20 protein-coding genes are annotated in these 23,583 nt (G+C 56.9%); 9 read left to right on the top strand and 11 right to left on the bottom strand.

Going from position 1 to position 23,583, the window contains the following annotated elements:
- Positions 1-55: 55 nt before the first annotated feature.
- The 7 genes from tmk to VFX97_06190 form a co-directional block, all read right to left on the bottom strand.
- On the bottom strand, positions 56-763 hold the full coding sequence (gene tmk, locus VFX97_06160; GenBank protein HEX5702762.1) for a dTMP kinase: 708 nt from the start codon (positions 761-763) through the stop codon (positions 56-58).
- Positions 760-1,053, bottom strand: a complete 294-nt coding sequence (gene hfq, locus VFX97_06165; protein ID HEX5702763.1) for an RNA chaperone Hfq — start codon at positions 1,051-1,053, stop codon at positions 760-762. The genes tmk and hfq overlap by 4 nt, the downstream gene beginning before the upstream one ends.
- Positions 1,054-1,140: 87 nt before the next feature.
- Positions 1,141-2,106, bottom strand: a complete 966-nt coding sequence (gene miaA, locus VFX97_06170) for a tRNA (adenosine(37)-N6)-dimethylallyltransferase MiaA (GenBank protein HEX5702764.1) — start codon at positions 2,104-2,106, stop codon at positions 1,141-1,143.
- 201 nt (positions 2,107-2,307) lie between these two features.
- On the bottom strand, positions 2,308-2,868 hold the full coding sequence (locus tag VFX97_06175) for a Uma2 family endonuclease (protein HEX5702765.1): 561 nt from the start codon (positions 2,866-2,868) through the stop codon (positions 2,308-2,310).
- A gap of 103 nt (positions 2,869-2,971) precedes the next feature.
- Positions 2,972-5,359, bottom strand: a complete 2,388-nt coding sequence (locus tag VFX97_06180; protein HEX5702766.1) for a SpoIID/LytB domain-containing protein — start codon at positions 5,357-5,359, stop codon at positions 2,972-2,974.
- A 189-nt stretch (positions 5,360-5,548) separates the two neighbouring features.
- A complete protein-coding gene (locus VFX97_06185; GenBank protein ID HEX5702767.1) occupies positions 5,549-6,679 on the bottom strand; it encodes a serine hydrolase domain-containing protein in 1,131 nt (376 codons plus the stop codon).
- Positions 6,680-6,685: 6 nt separating this feature from the next.
- On the bottom strand, positions 6,686-7,669 hold the full coding sequence (locus VFX97_06190) for a Gfo/Idh/MocA family oxidoreductase (protein ID HEX5702768.1): 984 nt from the start codon (positions 7,667-7,669) through the stop codon (positions 6,686-6,688).
- Positions 7,670-7,875: 206 nt separating this feature from the next.
- Here VFX97_06190 and VFX97_06195 point away from each other — a divergent pair, with 206 nt between their 5' ends.
- The gene (locus VFX97_06195) at positions 7,876-9,531 is read left to right on the top strand and encodes a glycosyltransferase family 39 protein (protein HEX5702769.1); all 1,656 of its coding nucleotides are present in this window, start codon (positions 7,876-7,878) and stop codon (positions 9,529-9,531) included.
- A gap of 1 nt (position 9,532) precedes the next feature.
- Here VFX97_06195 and VFX97_06200 read toward each other — a convergent pair whose 3' ends face one another.
- From VFX97_06200 to VFX97_06210, 3 genes are all read right to left on the bottom strand, one after another.
- The gene (locus VFX97_06200) at positions 9,533-11,146 is read right to left on the bottom strand and encodes a hypothetical protein (protein ID HEX5702770.1); all 1,614 of its coding nucleotides are present in this window, start codon (positions 11,144-11,146) and stop codon (positions 9,533-9,535) included.
- 30 nt (positions 11,147-11,176) lie between these two features.
- Positions 11,177-12,121 carry a hypothetical protein gene (locus VFX97_06205; GenBank protein HEX5702771.1) on the bottom strand — a complete coding sequence of 315 codons (945 nt, stop codon included), beginning with the start codon at positions 12,119-12,121 and terminating at the stop codon, positions 11,177-11,179.
- Positions 12,122-12,188: 67 nt separating this feature from the next.
- Complete coding sequence (locus VFX97_06210) at positions 12,189-12,797, bottom strand: molybdenum cofactor guanylyltransferase (GenBank protein HEX5702772.1); 609 nt, start codon at positions 12,795-12,797, stop codon at positions 12,189-12,191.
- A gap of 89 nt (positions 12,798-12,886) precedes the next feature.
- Here VFX97_06210 and VFX97_06215 point away from each other — a divergent pair, with 89 nt between their 5' ends.
- The gene (locus VFX97_06215) at positions 12,887-14,755 is read left to right on the top strand and encodes a hypothetical protein (GenBank protein HEX5702773.1); all 1,869 of its coding nucleotides are present in this window, start codon (positions 12,887-12,889) and stop codon (positions 14,753-14,755) included.
- Between the two features lie 128 nt (positions 14,756-14,883).
- Here the strand turns inward: VFX97_06215 and rsmG are convergent, their stop codons facing one another.
- A complete protein-coding gene (gene rsmG, locus VFX97_06220; GenBank protein ID HEX5702774.1) occupies positions 14,884-15,522 on the bottom strand; it encodes a 16S rRNA (guanine(527)-N(7))-methyltransferase RsmG in 639 nt (212 codons plus the stop codon).
- A gap of 56 nt (positions 15,523-15,578) precedes the next feature.
- Here rsmG and VFX97_06225 point away from each other — a divergent pair, with 56 nt between their 5' ends.
- From VFX97_06225 to VFX97_06255, 7 genes are all read left to right on the top strand, one after another.
- Positions 15,579-17,030: an aspartate aminotransferase family protein gene (locus tag VFX97_06225; protein HEX5702775.1), complete on the top strand. Its 1,452-nt coding sequence runs from the start codon at positions 15,579-15,581 to the stop codon at positions 17,028-17,030.
- Positions 17,027-18,175, top strand: coding sequence for a hypothetical protein (locus VFX97_06230; GenBank protein HEX5702776.1), 1,149 nt, complete (start codon positions 17,027-17,029; stop codon positions 18,173-18,175). The genes VFX97_06225 and VFX97_06230 overlap by 4 nt, the downstream gene beginning before the upstream one ends.
- A gap of 5 nt (positions 18,176-18,180) precedes the next feature.
- A complete protein-coding gene (locus VFX97_06235; protein ID HEX5702777.1) occupies positions 18,181-20,082 on the top strand; it encodes a PEP/pyruvate-binding domain-containing protein in 1,902 nt (633 codons plus the stop codon).
- A 27-nt stretch (positions 20,083-20,109) separates the two neighbouring features.
- The gene (locus VFX97_06240) at positions 20,110-20,349 is read left to right on the top strand and encodes a hypothetical protein (protein HEX5702778.1); all 240 of its coding nucleotides are present in this window, start codon (positions 20,110-20,112) and stop codon (positions 20,347-20,349) included.
- A gap of 6 nt (positions 20,350-20,355) precedes the next feature.
- Positions 20,356-21,150, top strand: a complete 795-nt coding sequence (locus VFX97_06245; protein ID HEX5702779.1) for an SDR family oxidoreductase — start codon at positions 20,356-20,358, stop codon at positions 21,148-21,150.
- Between the two features lie 281 nt (positions 21,151-21,431).
- On the top strand, positions 21,432-22,931 hold the full coding sequence (trpE, locus tag VFX97_06250) for an anthranilate synthase component I (GenBank protein HEX5702780.1): 1,500 nt from the start codon (positions 21,432-21,434) through the stop codon (positions 22,929-22,931).
- Positions 22,928-23,578, top strand: coding sequence for a peptidylprolyl isomerase (locus tag VFX97_06255; GenBank protein HEX5702781.1), 651 nt, complete (start codon positions 22,928-22,930; stop codon positions 23,576-23,578). Before trpE ends, VFX97_06255 begins: the two co-directional genes overlap by 4 nt.
- Positions 23,579-23,583: the final 5 nt, after the last annotated feature.

The raw sequence follows: 23,583 nt of genomic DNA on the forward strand, positions 1-23,583 counted from the left end.
TCCGGCGCGCACGCCTCCCGGCGTGCTCTCGCGGACACGCCAGCAGCATGCGTGCCTACACCCTCGCTGACGGTCGGGCTACTGCCCCGATTAGGCCCCGCTGTTCCAAAAACGGGATCACGATTTCCATCACGCGACGTTGAGTTTCATCGACTGAGCCGCGTGCGTCGATGACCCGAAAGCGATCTGGCTCGCCTTTGGCGATTTCTACGTACGCGTTTCGTACGCGCGTGTGAAAGTCCTCGTTCTCGACGTCCAGCCGATCGGTCCGCTTGCTTTGCACGCGCTTACGCGTGCGGATCGCGGCATCTGCCACCGATAAATCAAACAGCAAAGTCAGATCGGGTTTGAGCCCGTCCGTTGCCAATTGAATAATCTCCTCGATCAGTTCCGGCTTAAATCCACGCCCGGCGCCCTGGTAAGCTACCGTCGCGTCGGCGTACCGGTCTGACAGCACAATCTGATTCCGCTCCAGCGCCGGCAGCAGATGTTTACGCACGTGTTGCGCGCGATCAGCGGCAAAGACGAGCAACTCGGTGAGCGGATCGACTTCCTCCTTCACGTCCAGAAGCGCCGCGCGCAACTTCAGCCCGAGCGGCGTCCCGCCTGGCTCGCGCGTCGCAATAACGGGCAATCCCCGCACGCGCAGCTCGCCCGCCAGCATTCTTAGCTGCGTAGATTTTCCGCAGCCATCGATTCCTTCAAATGTAATGAAAGCGCCGCCCATAGGTGCGTTGACGTCTTGCAGGTCAACTGATTTCAAGAAGCGGAAGTCTCTTCGGCCGGTGCGGCTGGGGGTTCAGGAGCGGGCGCCGGCTGGTGACGAAGTTCGCCGGTCGAACGGCGCGCCTGAGAGATGGTGGAGATTGCATGCTTGAAAACTAGTTGCTCTTGCGTGCTGGTTTCCAAAATCAGGGAGAACTTGTCGAAGCTCTTGATGCGCCCTAAAAGTTTCGCGCCATTCACGAGATAGATCGTCACCGTCATTTTCTCGCGGCGCGCGAGGTTCAGGAATCCATCCTGAATGTTTTGCGGAGCAGTTTTGGAATCCATCATCCTCCGACGTGGCCAAACTGATCGAATCTACAAGAGGAGGTGAGAGTATATCACGAGATTCGACGTGACAAGTTTTTTCTCAGTTCAGTCTGCGGACTGTGCAAGCACTTGTAGCAAGTAACTCTGCGTTTGCGGATCATCACCGAAGCCATCCAGCCACTGGACGCCCGGCTCGCGTCGAAACCATGTTAACTGTCGCTTCGCATAGTGGCGCACGTCGCGCTGTGTTTGTTCAATTGCGCCTGGTAGGTCGCGTTCTCCGCGCAGGTACTCAACGACGCGCCGATATCCGTGCGCGCCCAGCGCGTTGGAATTTGCCGGCACACCTTTGCCGAGCAAAGTGCGAACTTCATCAACCAGGCCATTCTCGAAGTGCGACTCAGTGCGTGCATTGATTCGTCCGTAAAGCACTTCCCGCGGTGGATTCAGAGCGAAGACTCTGATTCGGTCAGCGAATGCCGGTGGCTGTTCGCGCATTGGTCGCTGCGAGGAAATGCGTTCACCAGTCTGAAGATAGAACTCGATCGCTCTCTGAACGCGAGGCCAATCCCGCCGGCTTAGTTTTCCGGCCTCTTCCGGATCGAACTTTCCCAGGATTTTGTGAAGGTGTCCAGGTCCGCGGCGCTCGCGAATCGCCGTCAAGCGCGCGCGCAACTCGTCGTCCGTCGCCGGGCTGGGAAAGAAAGGCTGGCGCAACGCGCGCAGGTAGAACCCGGTGCCGCCCACCAGCATGGCGATATTTCCGCGGCTCTCAATCTCTTCGATTGTCTTCGCCGCCGCCCGCGCGAAATCAGCAGCGGTGAAGTTGATCGAGGGCGGGACAAAATCAATCAGATGATGCGGAACGCCGCGTCGTTCACTAAGGGGGACTTTGGCCGTGGCGATCTGAATCTCTTGATAAATTTGGACGGAATCGCAGTTGATTATCTCGCCGCCAAGCCGCAGCGCCACTTCGATTGCGAGTTCAGATTTGCCTGAGGCGGTGGGACCGACAATGGCGATGATACGGCGGTTTAATTCAGCGCGGTCGTCCTCCCTGCCTGGGAGCACGGGCAAGCGGGGTCCGGGGCGGGACAGCCCGGCTGGGGTGCTCGTCCTGCCCGCAATTCTCTCTTTATGCTGATTGTTCACCCGCGAGCGATGATAAGCCGGATCACAATCACGAGCCAGATGGCGACCAGGAGGATCAGAGCGCCGATAATTTGATTGCGGGAGAAGCGCATCGCAGCGGGGTGAAGCTTCGCTGGTCCGCTAAAGCTTGAAGATCGCGCTAACCGGCAATCGCAAGGAAGGCAGGACTGGGCTGGTAATATCGTCACCGTTACTCAAATTAGCGACGCTCTCGAGATGTTCTTTCTGCAAACGATACACTTCAACCGCACGCGTTTCGCTGTCGATGACCCAGTATTCGGTGACACCGTATTTACCGTAGAGCTGCCGTTTCACCAGCAGATCGCGGCGCCGGTTTTCAGCGCCGGGAGAGAGTACCTCAATCACCAGATCGGGAGCGCCTGTGAATTTCTCGCCGGTAACCACTTGGAGCCATCGCTCATTTCGTACAAAGACAAGGTCCGGAATCACTGCATCGTAATCGCTGAAGATCGCCCCGGCTCCGGGAACTAAGACTCCAAGCGGATGCTCAGCTAGATAGTTACTAAGACCGATCTCCAAATTGAGAATCACACGCTGGTGTGGAATTCCGGGAGCGCGCGACACGAACAGTTCTCCTCCGATCAGTTCGTAACGATTGTTATCGTCCGGGCAGGCGTCGAGGTCAGCCACGGTCAATAAAGGCTCGATTCTAGCTGCCATATCAGTTCCTTCAGATTGTTGGCAATTTAGCACATTTCGGAGAGGCGGGTTAATGCTCGGTTTTTAGCAAGCTCAACTCTTCGACAGCCAGCCGAGGAGAGCTTTAGTTATACAGCTTCGTTAAATCAATACCTGTGTAGTAGGTCTTGAGGATCTGTTCGACGTTGAGGCCCTGTTTCGCTAAGCCGTACGCGCCGTATTGGCACATGCCCACCCCGTGACCCCAGCCGCGACCGATAAAGACGAACCCAGTGACTCGATCGTTTGCGCCGTAGACTCGGTCAATCACAAACAGTTGCTCGCGCAGCCCCAGCGCGGATCGGATGCGTCCACCGCGCACATGCGCCGTTCCCTGCGTGCCGACTACTTCAAGATCCGTTGCGCGTCTTGAGGATCCGCGTTTCACGACGCGCAGGTCGGTGATCGCACCGGCGCCTCGGGCGGAGCGTGCCAGACGCGCCTGTACCTGTCCCAGCGACAATTCCGTTGTCCAATTCGTAAATGGCGAAAATCTTTCCGCGGACGCGCCGTCCGTCGCGGGTTTGATTTCGAGGTAATCGACCTCGCCTTTCGGGCTGACATGGAAGGTCACTGCTTCGCCGCCAATCAGCGTCACCGACTTCATCTGATAAAGACTTTCGCCGAACTGTCGAAACAGGAAAGTGTCGCGACTGACGACGACGGGCTGCTCTTTTGAGCGATTGATTCGGAGAATTAACGCGCCATTGACTGTCGGGCGCGTCGTGCCTTTCTGCAAACTAAGTGAACCGCGCGCTTCGAGCATTCGCGCAATCGCGTGCAGCGCCCGACCGCGGGGCATCGCTTCTTTCGGTCGTAGCGTCGCGTCGGTAAACAGCGTGAGCGCGCCTTCGCGAATCAGCATGGCGACGTCGGCCCGATTTGAAGCGGGCACGTCTTCACCGTCTCGAAAACTCAAGAGGTAGTTGATGTCCGCTGAGTTCAGGAGTGTATCGGCGCGTGCTTCTCCAAAAATAGCGGAGATGAGCGCGGTACTAAACGATGGCGCCTTGATTGAGTCTTCCGGCGGTGGGCGGTGCGCGGCATTCTTTGACAGCCGGGCGACCACAGCCAGCCAATCGCGCACTTCATCGCTCTCGAGGTCGTCAGCCAGCCAGGCGCTGGAGATCTTTCCCGTCGGCAGATTGAAACCATTGATGGCAAGCAAAGCGACATCGCGGGCAAAAATCAGGTCGCGCTCATCCTTGATTTCGAAGAGCGAGCGGGAACTGTTAATGGCGAATGGCGCGAAGGGCGCTTTAATCTCCGCGGTGCATTCACGCGCGCGGAGATAGGGGACGGCATCGTTGAAGATGTTCTCGACGTCTTCCGTGCGCCCGCCACAGGTGGATGTGTAGAGAGCGTTGATCGGCTCGCCTTGATACGTGGCGACGATACCGCGGGTCTCATCGACGGCCCGTGTCGTCAAAGTTGTCTCGGTGGTCAGGCCGCCGTAAACCTGTGAGCGCGTCGTGGGGAGCAGATCAAAGCCTTCGGAAGAGAATTGGTCACGGTTTTTCAGCGCGTAAGTGCGAGCGGCGATGGCCTGCGCCTTCAAGGCCTCGAGCGCCGGGAAGGAAAGCTCGTTCGGTACCACGCCTTTCACGTAATCCTCAAGACCGACCACGTTTACGACAGTTAATGAGCCGCGCCGGTTGGCGAAGACTTCAATCCGTCCGCGGTATGGTTTGTCGTTGAATCGGACCGGTGCGCTTTTCTCGTCGCTCGACGCGAACGTGAGTGGCGCACTCGAACGCAGCGGCGACAGGCCGCCGGCGAACGCAACCACTTCGCGGTTCGGCGCCATTGCGCGTGACGTAAGTCTCACGCGATTTAGCGGACTTGGGCTTGAGCTCGATGCGGAGGACGTGGTAGCGCGCGGTCTCGACGCAGCGCCGGAAGTTAAACCGCTTTCGGAAGGCTTAAGATTTTCATTTGGTTTGCCGGACGATAACCTGGCGTCGAACCCGGCGGCGTCAAGCTTCTCGATCGCCGCTTCACCCTCTTCCAAAGACTGCTTTAAAACAACGACGCGCCATCTATCACCCGAATCAACGACGGCTTTCGCTTCCTCTTCAGTCGCTTCACGTACTGAATTGATTAAACGATCTGCGTCTTCACGCGAGAGAGAGCGCGCCAGGGTGATCTCAACATCCTGATCGGGTTGATTTTGTGGCGAGAGCACGCGCGATTCAACGCGCACGCGCGAAGTTTCCAGCGGCTGAGGCTCGCCGATGAAGTCAGAGGCGTTGAGCAGTTGTGCGCCGCTCGAAATAGTCGCGGCCCGCGTGTTGGTCGAAAGCGCAATGCGCATGACGGGCTCAGGCGACTGACTTTGGTCGTTTTGCAGGCTCGCAGTAACGCTGCGATCACGCTGTTGCGGCTGAGCTGAGAGCGGTGCAAACGACAAGCAGCCGATTAGGAAAGTCGCGGCGAGTAAAACGGCCGTGGCCTGCTGTTTATGAATTGACATACTTCTGATCTTACTTTGAGCGCTATGAGGGGCGGGCGCGACGCAATCTTACTACAAGGTTGTTGCGTCCGCGCGAAAAGTTTCCATTGGCCGCTGATGGCAACGGCCAACCGCACGATCTTCCAATCACGCGACAAGCAGAGGGTACGGTCCTCCCCGCAAGCGGAGAGGGGTCTAAGGCTCGGTCAATTATCCGTGATCGTTCAGTGCTTGATTTGCGAGCGTATGAAACTCGCGCCGGACGGCATTGATGTTCGCGAAAGGATGCTGACGCGCGTGCGTGCGATTTGTGAGCAGGATAAACACGCGCTGACGTGCGGCGTCGATCCAACAGCTTGTACCGGTGAAGCCCGTATGACCGAAGGCATCGGGTGAGAGACTCCCGCCGGCGGTCGAATCTTTCGTGGCGGCAAGCTGCCACGCAAACGAACGATTCTCGTTCAAACCTTCCGTAAAGTTCTGACGAAACAGTTGGCAAGTCTCGGCACTCAGTAATTGAGATAACTCGGCAATGAACTGGTTTGCGATGCGCAAAGTGTCTGCGGCGTTTGAAAAAAGTCCGGCGTGACCCGCCGCGCCGCCTAGAAAATGCGCATTACCATCATGGACTTCTCCCCAGATAATTTTACTGCGCCATCCCGCATAGGTTTGTCCGGCAAAATCGCGTTCGCACATGTCGCGCTCGTAGGCGTTGCCGGTCTCGCAAGCCGCAACGCCGGTGCGCATCGCCGCTGAAGGATTGAAAAAAGTGTGCCCAAGCTCTAAAGGTACAAAGATTTCGTCTTGTGCGAGTTCCGGAAGCGACCGTCCACTTACGCGTTGCAAGAGGAAGCCAAGAGCGATGAATCCGAGGTCGCTGTAAACAACACGTTCGCCAGGTACGTATGCCAGCGGACGTTCAGCGATTGCGGCCATCGCTTCGCCTTTGTCTTTCGCCTGCAGGTAGATGGGCAGCCACGCCGGCAAACCTGAGGTGTGGGCCAACAGGTGTTTGATCGTGATGTTGCGCTTATCCTCGCGATGGAATTCGGGCAGATAGTCGGCGACACGGTCATCGATGTTCAGCCCACCATGTTCCATCTGACGCGCGCACAAAAGCCCGGTCACCAGGGGCTTTGTCAGCGACGCCAGGTCGTAAATCGTCTTAAGCGTGGCGGGCCGCTTCTCCGGTTCGCGCGTGGCGTCGCCCAGCGCATCGGCAAATACTCCGCGGCTACGCTCGGCTACAACATAAACGGCGGAAGGGAAGTCGCCTGCCTCTATACGGTCGCGCAGCAAGGCTGAAATGCGTGACTCTGGTTTGGTCTCGCTGATGCTCACCGTGATTTAGGGATGGCTGAAGAATGCATGAACGCCCGTTCGAACTGTGTGGTCGCTTATCTGCGCTAAGGTGCGTAGCGCCAGGGCCAAAGCGCGCCGGCCATCTTCGCCTGATACGATTGGTCGCGTCGCGGTCTCAGCGGCAGTCAGGAATGATTCAATCTCAGCGCGCAACGGCTCGATGTTGTTTACTTCCAGGACTCTGGTTTGCACCCCGGGCCACGCGCCCCCGGCTGAGGGCGCCAATCCGCTGATCGAAGCGTGATTCGTGACATAGTCGACCGCGATGTAATCCCGCGGTTGGAAGAAGCGCATCTTGCGAATTTTTTCAGTGCCGACGCGCGACGCGGTGATATTGGCGACGGCGCCGGTCGCGAATTCCAGCCGCGCGTTAGCGGCGTCAACCTTGTCCGTCAGGATCGGAATTCCGACAGCATGCAGCTCGGTGACTTCGACGGCTTCCCCGACCAGCCATTGAACGATGTCCAGATCGTGAATCATCAAGTCGAGCACCACATCGATGTCGAGTGAGCGCGCCGTGAATTCACCGACGCGATGGATTTCGAAATAGACGGGATTGCGCACATGCGGGCGCAGCGCCACCAATGCCGGGTTGAAGCGTTCGGCGTGTCCGACTTGCAGCACGGCTTTTCCTGCGTGCGCCGACGCGATCATGCGGTCGGCTTCTTCAAGCGTGCGTGAGATCGGTTTCTCAACCAGGACGTGAATGCCTGCATTGAGCAGCTCGCAAGCGATTTCAGAGTGCGCTTCAGTGGGTACAGAAAGGCTGACGGCCTCAACTCTTCCGATCAGGGTGCGCCAGTCTGCTGTCGATTGAGTGTTGCGCTCTGTCGCGACCTGCTGTGCTCGTTTCTCGTCGAGATCACAAACCGCGGCGAACTCGCAGAGACCTTCCGCCGCCAGCGTTGCGTGAATGCGCGCGTGCTGCGTGCCAAGATGTCCAACGCCGATGACTGCCGTGCGAAGCATTTACCAAGTGGTCAGTTATCAGTAGTCATTGTCCGATCGTTAGTACTTTGTACTTTGTACTTTGTACTTTGTACTTCGTACTTGGTACTTTGATTGCTTCCCCCAGCTCTCAATTTGAAGGTGCCGGGACGACACATCAAAGTACAAAGAACTAAGTACAAAGAACAAAAGAACAACTGACCGTTTCACATTCCTTGGGACTATACTTGCCAACTTCAAAACTTGCCAAGCACGGTTGGAAGATCCTTTTCCTGAGTCTCGGCGCTATCTATCTTTATGGGTTAGGTTCGCTTCCTCTCGTCGGACCAGATGAGCCTCGTTATGCTCAAGTCGCGCGCGAGATGTTTCAGCGCGGCGATTTCATCACACCGACACTCGGTGGCGTGCCATGGTTTGAGAAGCCGCCACTGCTTTACTGGATGATGATGGCGAACTATCGCGTGTTCGGCATCAGCGAGTTCGCCGCTCGTCTGGGGCCGGCTATATGCGGCTTATTGACCGCCGCTTTTGTTTTCTGGGCCGGTAAGAACATCACAAGGTTGAACGATGCCGACGAAGACGTCGTGAAAAACCGCGCGAATCTTGGGCATTGGACCGCGTTCGTTTTCCTTACCAGCCTCGGCACAATTGTCTTCTCACGCGGCGCGAGTTTCGACATTGTGTTAACGATGACGCTGACGGGCGCGCTTTGCTGCTTCTTTGTTTGGCAGGTACGAAATACTCAGGAACGTGACACACGAGGGTGGCTGCTCGCCGGCTTCTATCCGTTCATCGGTCTTTCGCTACTCGCAAAAGGTCTCGTGGGAATTGTGCTGCCGTTCGGCATCATCATCCTGTATTTCCTGGTATGCCGAGCGTTGCCGAGCAGACGTTTGGTGTTCAGCCTGTTATGGGGAATTCCAATCGCCATCGCCGTGGCTGCCGTATGGTACGGGCCGATGATTTACCGGCATGGTTGGACGTTCATCGATCAATTCATCGTTCAGCATCACTTCGCGCGCTTCGTTTCGAATAAGTACCGTCATCCCCAACCGTTTTACTTCTACGTGCCGGTCGTAGCTGCGCTGGTTCTGCCTTGGACGATGGTCTTGATCGCCACGCTTGCGGCGTCGCCGCGCTGGCGATGGCGCGCAGTGAACGTAATTGATCGCACGCGAATCTTTGCGCTGGCGTGGTTCATTGTTCCAACTCTCTTCTTTTCCTTGTCCGGATCAAAAATTCCCGGATACGTGCTGCCGGTATTGCCGGCGGCGGCGCTATTGATAGCAGAACGAATTACCTTTGTGGTTAAAGCTGGACTCGGCCAGCGTCTGATTCAATTGACCGGCGGCATGCTTCTTCTATTAACCGTCGTGGGCGCTTGGTCGGCCACGCGCGCTTTGGGCATGTCGAGTGTGTGGGTGATTGCCGGCACCGTGCCCGTGCTTGTAAGCGCATCAGTAGCGTTGTTCGCGCCGCGGCGGCGAGTCCTGAATTTCCTGCTCTTCGGTTTGATTTCCGTAGTTGTGAGCGCGATGGCTTTGCAACCGGCGCGCGCGATTGCGAACCGAGAGTCGGTGCGCGAATTGATGCGAATGGCTGAAGCGCGCGGCCATGGCGGCGCTCCTGTGTTCTATCTTTTGTGTGACGATCGAACCGCCGAGTTCTATGCGGGCGGCCGTCTGGCTTACCAACCAAACGGCGAACCGATTCGATTTGATGGAGCGCAGGAGCTTCCTCCCGCGATCCGAGCGAAAGGCAGCGTTGCGCTCGTCCTGGTTGAAACGCGTTGGGAGAAGCAGTTGTCGAACTACTCCGGAGTTGAATCGGAAAAGGTTGGCAGCAACGGCTGGGTCACTCTGTTTGTGGTTCGGCCGCGGTAAGTCAGTTGACCGGATTTCTGAATGAGCCGGTGCGAAGTTGGCTGAATCGAATTCGATATTTTCTGTTCACCAATTCGAACTCCGGTCGCTTAAAGGTGTGGGCATCCAACCAGACCTTCCCTTCAGGCGTCAACTCAAATTGCTCAATGAGTGTTGTTTCGAGCCAGGCACCGTGCGCAGGCTCGGGAAATTTGGCCGGTTCTCTACGCATGACATCAGCATCAGCCTGAATCCAGACGCTCGTCGGATTGAAGTATCGAACCAACAGGTTATCGCTGTTTGGCGTCGCATAGTACACGGCCATTCCTAATGGCCAGCGTTGCTCCAACTTCAATGCCAGTTGCAGTGGCGGATTCGTGACCACCTTTGAGGACGGGTACTGCGACAGCGTCAGGTTCGAGCAGAACACCGCCGCGGCAAACAGCGCCGCGCGATACCTGCGCACGTGATTCGGGGATCTCTGAATCGTCGTCAGAAATATCGCCGCCAGAATCACTAACGCCGGCAAATGGAACAGACGGTAAAAAGTGTTTTGGGGAATGAAGAAAAAGAGGAAAACGATATAGACAAGCGCCCAAATGATGCACAGCGTCATCAAGGGATTGAATTGCGCGCGCCCTCGAATCGCGGCAGTTACCGCCGCTTTGAGTTCTGCGACGCGGCGCAGTACTAGCGCAAAGAAAGCCAGGACAACCAGCGAGCTCCCGGCTACCAGCGTCAGAATTACCGGGCCCCACAAATCACGAACAAAGCCCGTGCGTCCGCCCAGAAAGACGCGCCACTGCGAGCGCACCGTATGAACCAGATTGTTCCATACGCTAAAAGTGAAACCGTGCTCAGGCGAAAAGTAAGTAATCCACGTCGCAAACGCTCGCACAGAAAGACTGCCGGTCGCCAAATAGAACATCGCAAAGTAAACCGCGACCGTGACGGATCCGACCGTCAGCACGTATTTCGCCACGCACTTGATCTGATCGTTTCTCGTGAGGCCTCGACATTGAAAAATCAAGGCGGCAATGGCCACGGGAAAAAAGAGAAACGACAGCTGATGGACTAACATCGCCAGCACATGAACCATCGCCAACGTGAAGGGGCTCGGCTTTCGCTGCGGTAATGCCAGAAAGAAACAAACGAGCAGCAACAGCACGGCGAGGATGTAGCTGTTGGCGTCGGTCGAGAACTTCCACCACGTCGCCGCGAAGGCGAACAACGCGGTTGAGACGAGCGAGACATAGATAGACTTAAAGGACTCCAGACAGATTTTAAAGAACACGCATGCTGCCAACGCCGCGAAAATACAGTTGCTGACCTGCATGACCGTGAGCGCGCGCGGCTGGAAACCTGTTAGCAGCACCGCACGGTAAATCACGTATTGAAAAACCATGTCCAGCAGGTGGCTGGGGTGAACCAAAGACGCATTCAGCCGCGGCGCACTTTCGATCGTGTGCGCGAAGAAGATTCCGTCCCAGTAGTAGTTCCTGTTGATTAGCAGGATGTAGCTGAGGAGGGTAACCGCGAAGACCGCCGCCAAAAGCACGCGTGGCCGGGAGAAAAAACTTACGGGATCGGGCTCGGTTGTGAAAACTCTGCGGCTAGGCGTTGGGCGGGACGTCATTCGACGACAATGAGCGTGCGCATTGCGGGCTTACTTCAGCGCGTTCTTGAAGAACTCGATCACCGGCCGATCATAGGCTTCTTCCTGCTCGCCGGTGGCAGTATTGAGGTTTATTGCAGTGAGTTGTAAGTCCTTCTTAACTTCAACTGCGCCGCCGCTGAAGCAGTTTGCGAGTTCAAGTGTGGAAGCACGCCACGGATCGTTCGCCGGTCCGGTGAGGACTTGCACTTTCACATTTCGCAAGGCGCGCGCGAGTTCACAGGACGGAGTGCTTTGATATTTACCCCAAGCGTAAGCACGCACGCCCCAGCAACCCAATTTTTGAAACAACACGTTGCTCATCGCCGTGCGTTGACCGGTGGCCGCACGAACCAGATCGTCCGGTGAGCCCGGCGCCGAGTCCAGCGCCAGCGCGCGCACTTCCGGATAGCGCTTGGCGGCATCGAGCGCGGCGTAAGCGCCAAGCTCTACTCCGAAGATTCCGATCAAACCGACATGCGCCTGTCCCGCCGGGGTCTTCAAAGTGCGCAGGTAATCAATCGCCGCCGTGGTGTCGTCGCCCTCGATCGCGCCAAACAGTGTCCAGTTGACCGGCGGATTCAAACCGTGCCCGCGCAGATCAGGCCACAGCACGGTGAAGCCCGTGCTTTCGTTCAGCTTCACCGCCAAATTCAGCAGTGATGATCGATCCGCGCCATACCGGTGCAGAAGAATGACTGCGGGCGCGCCTTCATCGCCCTTGATCAGCCAACCTCGCGCTTTTGTACCATCATGATTAGCCCAGGTGGCGTCGCTGGCTTTTAGAATTGGGCCGAGGGTGAAGCTTTGGGGCGTAACGAGATAAGCGGCGCGCGTCGGTCGCGTGATGTTGTAAACAATCAGACCCATCACCACGACGACTGCGATCAATAGGATCAGAACAATCGGCAGAAAAGTTGTCGCAAAACGTTTGATGGGGCTCCGGCGCGATGCCATGATTCGCATTATGCGGGAAGAAGGATGTTTTGCAACAGAAAAGTGCAGCGAAATAGAAGTGCCGAACTTACAGCGAGTCACCGATTTCCACAAGCCATCTCGCGCGTTCCAAATCTCCCGGCGTGTTCAAATTTAGGAAGTAGTTTTCCGCGCCCCGTAAATCACCCAGTTCAGAAAACTCTACATATCGGGTCCTGACATTTGCCAGCAGGGCCCGAGGAGTATGTTCGCCGGCGCTGATCAGCCTCTCAATCTCCGGCAGACAGGTTTCGCGACGGTAAAGGGCGCACACGGGTTGGGGACGACCGTCGGCCTGCATCGGAACGATCGAATCAATGGAGTCCGCTACAAAGCTCTTTAACCATTCGAAGAGATCTCGCTTGACGAACGGCAAGTCACACGCGATCACGATAATCCAATCAGTCTTTGCCGCTGACAGTGCCGCGTGGATTCCGCCCAGTGCTCCCCACTTTTCGTAGACATCGGGAACAGTTGGCAGGGAATGCCCGGCATAGGCCTCGGGGCTTCCGACCAGCGTCACAGAAGAGGTGACCGGAGACAACTCAGCGGCTATCCGCTCGAGGATGGTCTGAGCCCCGAGCCGCAATTGCGCCTTGTCTTGGCCCATTCGTCGAGAGGCGCCGCCAACCAGAATGAACCCTTGGACATCGAACATGAGCGTCAACCGGAGTTGATGCTATTACTTTCAATCGAATTGGGCTATATTCCGTTTACAGCGCTGCTCCGAACACGCGCAATCGCATTATGAAAATCACTAAACAAATCGTTTCGTTGTTCGTCCTCACTGCCTTTGTTCTCAGCATGTTTTCGCTTGTGGGCGCCCAGGAGAAGACCCCCGTGTCTTTCAAGACCGTCGGCGGTCACACGATTCTGCCCGTTGAGGATCTGCGCCCGGGAATGAAGGGCGTCGCCCGCACGGTATTTTCCGGCAGCGCGTCCGAAGAATTTGGAATCGAGATTATCGGCGTGTTGCCGAGCTTCAATGGCCCGCGCCACTCACTGATCATTGGCCGACTCAGCGGACCTAATGTAGCTAAAACCGGGGTCTTCGCAGGCATGTCCGGTTCGCCTGTTTACGTTGATAACCGTTTAGTAGGCGCAATTGCCTACAGCTTTCCTTTCGCGAAAGAACCTATCTGCGGGATAACCCCGATCGAGCAGATGATCGACATTTTCGAAAACGGCTCGCCGAAGATTGCGCGCCGTGCGCGTCCTGTCTCAATGGCGCAATTGGCGCGCACTGATTGGAAGCCATCGCTGCCGAGGCAAGATATGGCCAATGGCCCGCTGATGGCGGGCGTCTCGGCGGGTTCGCCGCTCGCGCCGTTCATCGGCCAGCAAATTCAGCCGATTGCCACTCCAGTAGTTTTCAGTGGCATCTCTCAGGAGAGCCTCTCGCTCTTCTCAAACGAGTTGACTAGCCGCGGCCTCCTGCCCGTCGCGGGTGTCGGCGGCGGTGCGGCAATTACTCCGCTGGCTCCGTTCAACGCAAACACGCTGGCGCCAGGCGCGTCGGTCAGTGTTCAGCTCGTGCGTGGTGATCTTTCAATCGCGGCGTCGGGAACCGTCACGTCGCGCGACGGCGAGCGCATTTATGCCTTCGGCCATCCGTTCCTGAGTCTCGGCGGCGCTGACATGCCGATGGCGGAAAGCTCAGTGGTCACAGTGATTCCGAACGCGTACAACTCGTTCAAGCTGGCGGTGCCGGGTCAGATGGTGGGGACGATTTCGCAGGATCGATCGACGGGAATTTTCGGAAAGCTGGGCCGCGCGCCCAAAATGATTCCGATCAAAATCAACCTCCACACCAGTCGCAATCAGAATCAAAAGTTTGCTTTTGAAGTGGTCAACGACGAATACCTGACGCCTCTGCTTTTGATGATCACGGTCTTCAACAGCATCAACGCGCAGGAGCGCTCGATGGGTGAAGCAACTCTGTCCCTGCGCGGTTCAATCGCGGTCGAAGGACAAAAGCCAATCGAGTTGGAACGTCGGTTTGCTTCGCAGAACGCCACCATGCTGGCGGCCAGCTCAATAGCGGGCCCGGTTGCGGAACTTCTCACCAGCGGATTTGAAAACGTTGCGCTCAAGGGAATTAATCTCGAGATTTGGGCCAGTGAGGATACAAACGTGGCATCGCTCGAACGGCTGTCGCTGGATCGAACTGAAGTCGCGAGCGGTGAAACGGTTGAAGTTCAAGCCTATCTTCGCACCGATGCCGGACGGCAATTCGTGCAACGCATTCCGGTCCAGATTCCCGCGGACGCGGCGTCAGGACCGCTGATGATTACCGTCGGCGATGGCGCCAGTTTGCAGGAGGCTTCCGCCGCCCGTCAGTTTGTCCCGCTCAACCTTGATCAGTTGGTGTCCGCAATCAATAAGGTGAAGAAGAACGATCGGCTTTATCTCCGCGTGCAAAGGCCAGCGCCCGGCGTCGTAATCGGGACGAGTGAGATGCCGAATCTGCCGCCGTCATCTGTCGCCACGCTAAACAGTGAACGCAGTTCGGGCGGGTACACGCCGATGTCAGTCTCGCAGCTTTACGAGCGTGAATTGGCGCCGGCTGAATTCGTGGTCACCGGTCAGCAAACAATCACAGTCACAATTAAATAGCCGGTACGCGCGCCTCTGGCGCGCCTGAGCACGCCGGAGGCGTGCGTACCCATTCAGGCTACGACTCCAGCATTTCGCGCTTTTCTGCGGTGTGGCCGGATCCTGGCGGTTGTTCCAGCCAGACAGGCCTAACAGTGCTGGTTTTCGTGCACACCAGCGGTGACGAGAAATCGCTTCTCAGATTGTGGGATGCGTTCAACTGAGCGAACCGGGAGCAGCTTTCGAATTTGCTCCAGCAGCGATTCGCCCGCAAAGAACAGGTAAGTCACTTCTGGGGGCGCCCAAGCGATCAGTTTCGGTAGCAGTTCGCTGAACTTGTCGAGGGCGCGGCAGGTGATGAAGTCCACGTCAGGGCAAGGCACGTCTTCGAAGCGCGCCACGATCAATTGAGTTCGGGCGGGAGATTTGATGGGGCGTATGGCCTCTTTCAGAAACGCCGCCTTGCGTTGCGTTGACTCGATCAATACACCGTGAAGGTCATCGCGCATAAGCAGGCACGGAATGATGGGCAGCCCGGCGCCGGTCCCAACGTCGGCGACATGCGCATTCGTTGGGACGTGTTTCAGGAGCGTGAGAGATTCAAGAATGTGTCTGACAGCGAACTCTTCGGGTGAGCACGGCGCGACCAGATGCAGTTTCGGATTCCACTTCAGAAGCAGTTCATAATACGAGCTTAGACGTTCAATGTGTTCCGATTGAAGTTCGACTCCGAACCCGGCACTGTTCACGACGAGCGCGCGTTTGAATTGTTCGACCTCCGTTTCCATTTGCCGTCTTATCTGTTTACATTAGCGTCGTTCGCGTTGGCGTGGCTAACCTTATCATGACCCCTGACGAACTCAGCCGTCTGCACGAAACGCTCGGAAACGCGGTCACCAGGCTGATCGCTGAGCACGCGCGGTCTCTCGAATCGCGACCCGTCACGTCGAGGGCCACGCCTGACGATCTCAAGAAGCTATTTGAAGAACCATTACCAGTACATGGTGTCCCGGCAGAGGAAATTCTCGACAAGTTTGCCCGCGACGTTGTGCCGCACGCCATGCAGGTTCCGAGTCCTCGCTACTTCGGCCAGTTCAACCCGACGCCTTTGGCGATCGGGGTGTGGGCCGACGCGCTATCTTCGTCACTTAACCAAAATGCCGGCGCCTGGCGGAATGGGCCGACTTCCGCGCTAATCGAAGATCGAGTGATCCGTTGGTTGTGCGAATTAATCGGCTATGAATCGACGGCGTATGGCGTGCTCGCCAGCGGCGGCTCGGAAGCAAATCTGATCGCGCTGAAGTGCGCGCGTGATCGAGTGTCTCGCGACATGCCGCGACTTGGCGCGCGTGCCTCCGGGGAACTGACGGTCTACACGTCCGAACAGTGTCACTATTCGGTTGAGAAAAGTCTCGACATCCTCGGGCTGGGGCGTGAGAGCCTTCGCAAGATTGAAACGGACGAACGCTTTCACATTCGGCTCGATCGTTTGCGAGATGCGATCAGCACAGACATTAAAGCGGGCCGCCGTCCCTTCTGCATCGTCGGCGTGGCCGGGACGACTTCAACAGGAGTCATTGATCCGCTTCCGGAACTTGCTGACGTCGCGCGCGAGCACGATCTTTGGTTTCACGTTGATGCGGCGTACGGGGGCGGGCTCGCTTTTTCCGACAAGCACAAATCAAAATTGAGCGGCATTGAGTTAGCTGACTCGATCACCTTCGATCCGCACAAGTGGATGTTTGTGCCGTTTTCCTGCGGCGCGACATTAGTGCGCGACGGGGCGCAGGTTCTGCGCAACTCGTTCGACATGTCGCCGGAATACTTGAGCGAGCAGCGCGGTTTCCCGGATGCGCAGCTCGATTTCTTTCGTTACGGTCAGATGGGCACGCGACGTTTCAACGCTCTCAAGCTCTGGATGTGCTTTAAGTTCATGGGCAAATCCGGGTACGCCGAAACTACTGAGCGCCACCTCGAGTTGACGGAACACCTCGCGCGACGTTTGGACCGGTTGCCCGATTTCGATCGCGTCGGAGAGATTGAGACGGCAGTGTGCTGCTTCCGTTATCTCCCTGAGACGGTGCGGGCGATGGCGCCGGATGATCAGGATCAGGTTCAGCAGGCTTTGCAGCAGCGCATCGAACGCAGCGGCAACGCCTTCTTTCCCTCAACGATTCTTCACGGCCGCCGGGCGCTGCGCGTGAACATCAACAGTTACCTGACTGAGCAGCGGCACGTTGACGATCTGGTAGAATTGCTGGCGCAAGAAGCCGTCAGCGTCTTGAAACATCCATGAAAAACGCGCTCATGCACCTGGTTGTATTTTTATTCGCCGCGAGCGCGGGGCTGGCTCAGGAGTCTCATGTTGTCAGCCGATACGAGAAGAGTATCGATCGTACCATCGTCCACAGCGATGTCCTCTACGTCGTCAACACGCCTTCGCAATTCATGCAGATCCAGTTGATAGGTCGATACCCGGGGAAGGGAAAACCTTCACAGATGCCCGATCGAATCTACTTTGAATTCTATTCTTTTGCGCCGAGCGCTTTGTATCAACCGGACGCGAAGCATCGCCTGCTGGTCAAGGCCGACGCTAAAGTGCTCGACTTCGGCTTGCTGACGTACTCGAATGTTGAGGGTAAGAAGAAAGATCCAAAAGATATAAGCAATCCCAAAGCGCCCAAGTCGAATCTTGGGTTCAGCGTGTCCCTGCCTTCGGCCGCAGTGGTCACGACGGCTCATAAGAAGGACGAACTCACGGTTGAATTCATGTCGATCGACGAGTTGAGCTTAGCGGACTTAAAGTTGTTGGCCCGTGCTAATGAGGTGGCGATGAAGATCGGCGACACCGTCTTTCCCCTTCGTCCGATGCAAAAGACCATTCTTCGTGAGTTTGCGGACACCATCACTCCCGCGAACGCTGACGCGATTTCGCCGCCGCCTACCGATCGCGAAGAGTTGCCTGCTGACTTACCGTCGGCCGCAAACCAAACGCAACTCGCCGATACTCTGCGGTGGTTGAAGACGCACATTGAACGGCATGGGGCAACCAACGACGTGGTCAGACCCAGGAGGTTTGAGCCCCTGGCTTTTGATAATTGCGAAATCGCGTACCGTGTTGTGCCCTTAATCCGCACATCGCAGGTCTCGCCGGCGTTAATTAATCCGATCATGCAGTATCGGATTAATCTCGCTGACATTAATCCCGAAGCCGTTAGGGTGTCGGACCTGGGAGACTATGCGACGGTTACAATGACGACGCGGGACTATCAGCCCAAGATCAAGCTCTTCACGCACGCGAACGATGGTGGGACGATGGGCCGAACGCTTGAGGATGCATTGACGGAAACGGCGAGTATCAACTTTAAAAATAAAGACGCGGCCCTTCAATTCAGGAAGGTGTTGGCTCACGCCAGCAATTTGTGTAAGGCGCAGCAGTAAACCTGATGATTCGAAAGCAATTGCTGTTACTTCTGGTTTTGATTCTGTGGACGTTGGCCCCAGCGTCCGCGGTGGGCCAGGCTCAGGGTCCGAATTCGCTCCCGGCGGTGCGTTCCCGGCCCGAATTTGATTCGCTGGGCGTCGTTTACGATCAGGATACGCCCTATGCTTTGCCCCATGTGATGTTCGTGATCGACCGGCAGAACAAGAACCACATCTACTACGTCAATTCAAAGCGCTACAAATTTCACAAGGACTTCGTTAACGGCACTTACCTTTCGCTTGAACGCGGTCAGGTGTTTTTCGAGAACAATTACATCAAGCCGAACCGGCGATTCATTCTGGGTACGGTGGCGTATCAAACCCCAGTCAGAAAATGGACGTTTGAATTCTGGGAAGGCGATCTGATTCCACCCGAACAGATCAAACTAACTTCCGAAGTCATCAACCGGACATTCTTCACGCCCGTTGCTTACAAGCCGAATTCGCTGCGGCAGGAGCAAGCCTCAGCCAACATCGCCGGGTTAACACGCGTGCTGCAAGCTGAGATCCTCCGGGGGCAGGAATATCAGGCATTGAACGTCGCCAAAGGCCTTGGCCGGATTCACGTCATCCGGAAACTGGATGACCATGTGGAGATTGGTTCCAACGAGATTCTCGTGCTTGACGAAGTCCCGATTCAATTGCCGCCGGTCGCCGGAATCATTACGGGCAAACCTTCGACGCCGCTTTCGCACATCAATCTGCTCGCCAAAGGCTGGGGCGTGCCGAACGTTTACATCAAGAACGCGCACGAGCTTTTCCAGCAATATGACGGCCGGTGGATCCAGCTCGACGCGCGTCGTGACGGCTACTCAATCAAACTGGCCGACAATAATGCCCTTGATGAGTATCAGCAGCGGATGAAGCAGCGGCGCGACATCATGACCCCGCGGTTCGATTTGTCAGTGACGGGGCTTGCGCCATTAACCGCACAGCGAAGAGCATCATCTGTCGCGTACGGCGCAAAGTCGGCGAACCTTGGCGAGTTGATTCGGGCCCGCCTGCCGGGTTTCGTGGTTCCGCCCGGATTCACAGTTCCATTCTCGTACTACGATGCGTTCATCAAACAGAACAATATCGATGACGAGATTTACGAGCTGCTGGAAGACAAACAGTTCATACACGACCCGGCGCATCGGCGCAGCGAGCTGACGAAACTCCGGGAAAGGATTCAGCGGGGAACGTTCGACGCGAAGCTGCGCGCCGAAGTGCTGCGTCGGTGGCGGGCCGACCTCGGCGGTCGAGGCGTGTTCGCGCGCAGCTCAACAAACAGCGAGGATTTGCCAAATTTCAGCGGCGCCGGGCTCTACTCCAGCATGCCGAATCTGCGGACGGACGAGCAATTGATCGAAGGTATTAAGACCGTTTGGGCGTCGGTTTGGAACTTCCAGGCTTACGAAGCACGCGAGCGCGCCAGCATTGATCACATGAAAGTATTCATGGCCGTGCTGATTCAGGATGGCATTAATTCTGAAAGCTCGGGTGTGATGATTACGACGGATCCATTCAATCGTGACGCGCGCGAAGCCATCTTCATCAGCGCCAAGCGCGGGCTCGGTATCAAAGTGGTCGAAGGCCAGAGAGTGGCCGAACAGGTGGTATTCCGGCCGCGTGCTAACGCCGTTCAAGTCCTGACACGCTCCGAAGAAGACAGTTTGCTGACGTTCGACGAAAACGGCGGCCTCAAAGAAATTCCGATTAGCGGCGAACGAGCTGTTCTCAGCGATGCGGTGGTGCGACGGCTTGCGGCCGCGGGGCAAAACATCAAACGCGTATTCGGCGGACGCGACCAGGACATCGAATGGGCTTACATGCGCGGACAGATCTACATAGTTCAGGCAAGACCGTTCATTGCCGGCGGTTAGACTAGAAAGTTGAAGTGAGGTGTATCGATGAAACACAGGAAGTTTTGGTTTGTGGGCGCACTCGCGCTGTTAGGCGCAATCGGATTCGGCATCAGCGGACAGACGAAAACAGCTGAGACCGAACGCTGGGAATACCTGACTGTCTATGGTCATCCCAGTCAGAGTCCGATGCTGAATTCACAAGGCTCAGTCGGCTGGGAACTCGCGGCTGCTTCCTGCCCCGACAACAATCAGTGCGCGTACTTCTTAAAGCGCAGGAAGCAGTAGCTCATCATGACGTCACTATTCTCTCCCGGTATCCTGACCGGACATGTTGCGTTTGTAACGGGCGGCGGCACCGGTATCACCGGAGGCGTGGCGCGCGCACTCTCCGAAGCAGGCGCGAACGTCACGCTGGTTAGCCGCAGCATGGAACACCTCGAGCCGGCGGCCGCAGCTATAAACGAAGCGCGGACGGGTGCCGCTGGTGAAGCCTTCGCCGTCGCGGCTGACGTTCGCCATCCGGATCAGGTGGCGACCGCCATTACCGCTACCGTTGAGCGCTTCGGCAGGATCGATATAGTCGTGAACGGCGCGGCCGGAAACTTTCTTTGCAAACCGGAGGAGCTTTCACCGAACGGCTTCGGCACAGTCGTCGATATCGATTTGAAAGGCACCTTTAACGTCTGCCGTGCCGCCTTCGATCAACTCAAGCAGCACCGCGGACAGATTCTGAACATCAGCGCGACGCTGCACTATCTCGGGACGCCAATGCAGCTGCATGTCTCGGCGGCCAAAGCCGGCGTCGATGCGCTCACGCGAAATCTCGCGGTCGAGTGGGGCCGCTATGGCATTCGTGTTAACGCGATTGCGCCGGGTCCAATCGAAGATACAGAGGGGATGAAGCGCCTCGTTCCTGAAGCAATCAAAGAGAAACTTCGCCTCCGTGTGCCACTCGGCCGCATGGGCCGCATCCAGGACATCGAAACAGCCGCCGTCTTCCTTTGCTCAGACGCAGCCAGTTACATCAACGGCGCGGTGCTGGTTGTTGATGGGGGACACTGGCTGGCCGCCAATCGAATGCTCTGAGCGCCGCCTCTGTTAACCCGATAACTAGGTCCTCTCGGCCCATGTAGCACAACTCTTCAGCGACCCGCTGCAAGGCCATGAGCTTTTCAACCCGCTGCTCAACCGTTAGTTTCTAGGTCTCTCTAATCAATGTCCGGTCGACGTCTTTCTTGAAGGCCTCAATGACAGGAACGGGCGGTAAAACTGTGTCGGTCTCGAACATGCTCTCTTTATAGGACGCTTTCCGGCCTCGTCGTGCAAACAGTTTGTCGGCCGGCGCAAAGTTGATAATCTACGCCCCGATGCTGGATCTAACGCCACCGACCTTCGAAGAATTCGAACGTGAAACCGCGCGCGGAAACGTGGTGCCGGTGACGCGGACGGTGCTCGCGGATCTGCAGACGCCCCTCGGAGCGTTTCTGCGGATTTCGGGCGACGCGTCCTATTCGTTTTTGCTGGAATCGATCGAAGGCGGGGAAAGACTTGCTCGCTATTCATTTGTGGGGGCGGACCCGTGGATGATTGCTCGCGGTCGCGGCCACACCACCACGATTCAGAAGGAGGGCCGGCAGGAAACAGTCGAGCGGAATGCGGTTGATGTCCTGCGCGAGACATTTCGCGAAAAGAAGTTGGCGCGCCGACCCGGATTAGCGCCGTTGTGCGGCGGCGCGGTCGGCTACCTCGGGTATGACGCGGCGAGCTGGTTCGAGCCTGTGCTGGGCCGCAATGGTCATCAATCGGATGCAGATGATGCTGCCTGGATGTTCTTCCGCACCGTGCTGGCCTTCGATCGCGTGCAGCAGCAAATTGAAATCACTTCCATCGTGTTCGTGTCTGAAGCATCGGGCGAGCGTGAAGCGTTGCGCGCTCTTTACGACCAAGCTGTTCGCGAGACTGAGCGAATAGAGAAACTCCTGAGTCAGCCGATAACTGTTCCTTCAAGTCAGCCGACAATCGGTCAGACAACCGTTCACTTCCAATCCAATTGGCCCCGGCCGCAATTCGAAGCAGCGGTCGAAAAGGTGAAACAACACATCGCGGCCGGCGACTGTTATCAGGCCGTCATCGCCCAGAAATTCACCAAGCCAACTGCCGCCGATCCTTTGGCGATTTATCGAGCGCTGCGCGCGACAAACCCCTCACCTTACATGTTCCTGCTGCGCATGGGCAGCGAGACGATCATCGGATCATCGCCCGAGATGCTGGTTCGCTGTCACGGTCAGCGTTTGGATTACCGTCCGATTGCGGGCACGCGGCGACGTGGGGCGACCGAAGCGGAAGATTGGATGCTCGGCGAAGAGATGAGCAGTGACGAGAAAGAAGTCGCCGAGCACACAATGCTGGTGGATCTGGGGCGAAACGATTTGGGACGCGTCTCAGATTACGGTTCGGTGAAAGTCGAAGCGCTGATGTCGATCGAACGTTATTCGCATGTGCAACATCTGGTGACCAGCCTGCGATCGCGCTTGCGTGACGATCTGGATCGATTCGATGCTTTGCGTTCCTGTTTTCCTGCGGGCACAGTCACCGGCGCGCCCAAGATTCGGGCAATGCAAATCATCGATCAGCTGGAACCGGCGAAGCGCGGCGTTTACGCAGGGTCCGTGCTTTATGTCGATTACGCTGACAACCTGGATTCCTGTATCGCCATCCGCACGATCCATTTGCGCGACGGCGTGGCTACCGTGCAGGCGGGCGCGGGCATTGTTGCCGACTCAGTCCCCGAGCGTGAGTACGAAGAATGCGTCAACAAAGCGCGCGCGCTATTTCGCGCGATCGAGTTGGCTGAGAGAGGCCTATGACCTTAGTTAAACTTCTGTTAATCCTGGCGGCTGCTGCGACTGCGGTTTGCGCACAGAATCCATCGCCGGCCGCGGACACTTTGAAGAAAGCCAACGCGCGACCGGTTGCGTCGCCTACTCCAAAGGTTGAACCGTTCGTGGGCGCGTCAGTCGAACAGATGACGGGCCAGTGTGTATCACTCGAAACCGAACAGGGCCTCATCGTCTTTGAGACGTTGCCGAACAAGGCGCCTGAAACCGTGCGCGGGTTTTTAAATCTGGCGGCTTCGGGCGCGCTGAACACGACAACCTTCAGCCGCACCGTGAAAGGTTTTGTGATTCAGGGTGGAAATCTTTCCACGAGCGAGAAGTGGGGCGGGGAACTGTCGGCCAGAATGCAACGGTCGCTGCCCGACGAGCCTAACGACGTGAAACACGTGCGCGGAATCGTGTCGATGGCCCGTGGCGAAGAGCCGAACAGCGCCACGACGCACTTCTTTATTCTGGTCGGTGATGGGCCGCATCTGGACGGAAAGTTTGCGGCGTTCGGTCGTGTGCTGCGCGGGATTGAAGTCGCCGACTCGATCAACCGGGCGCCGGCGGAGGCAGAGAAACCCGTTTCGCCGGTCAGAATTACTCATGCAACTGTCTCGCGCTGTGAAAAATAGTCGCA

The sequence above is a fragment of the Pyrinomonadaceae bacterium genome (assembly GCA_036277115.1).
In the GTDB taxonomy this organism is placed as follows: Bacteria; Acidobacteriota; Blastocatellia; order Pyrinomonadales; family Pyrinomonadaceae; genus UBA11740.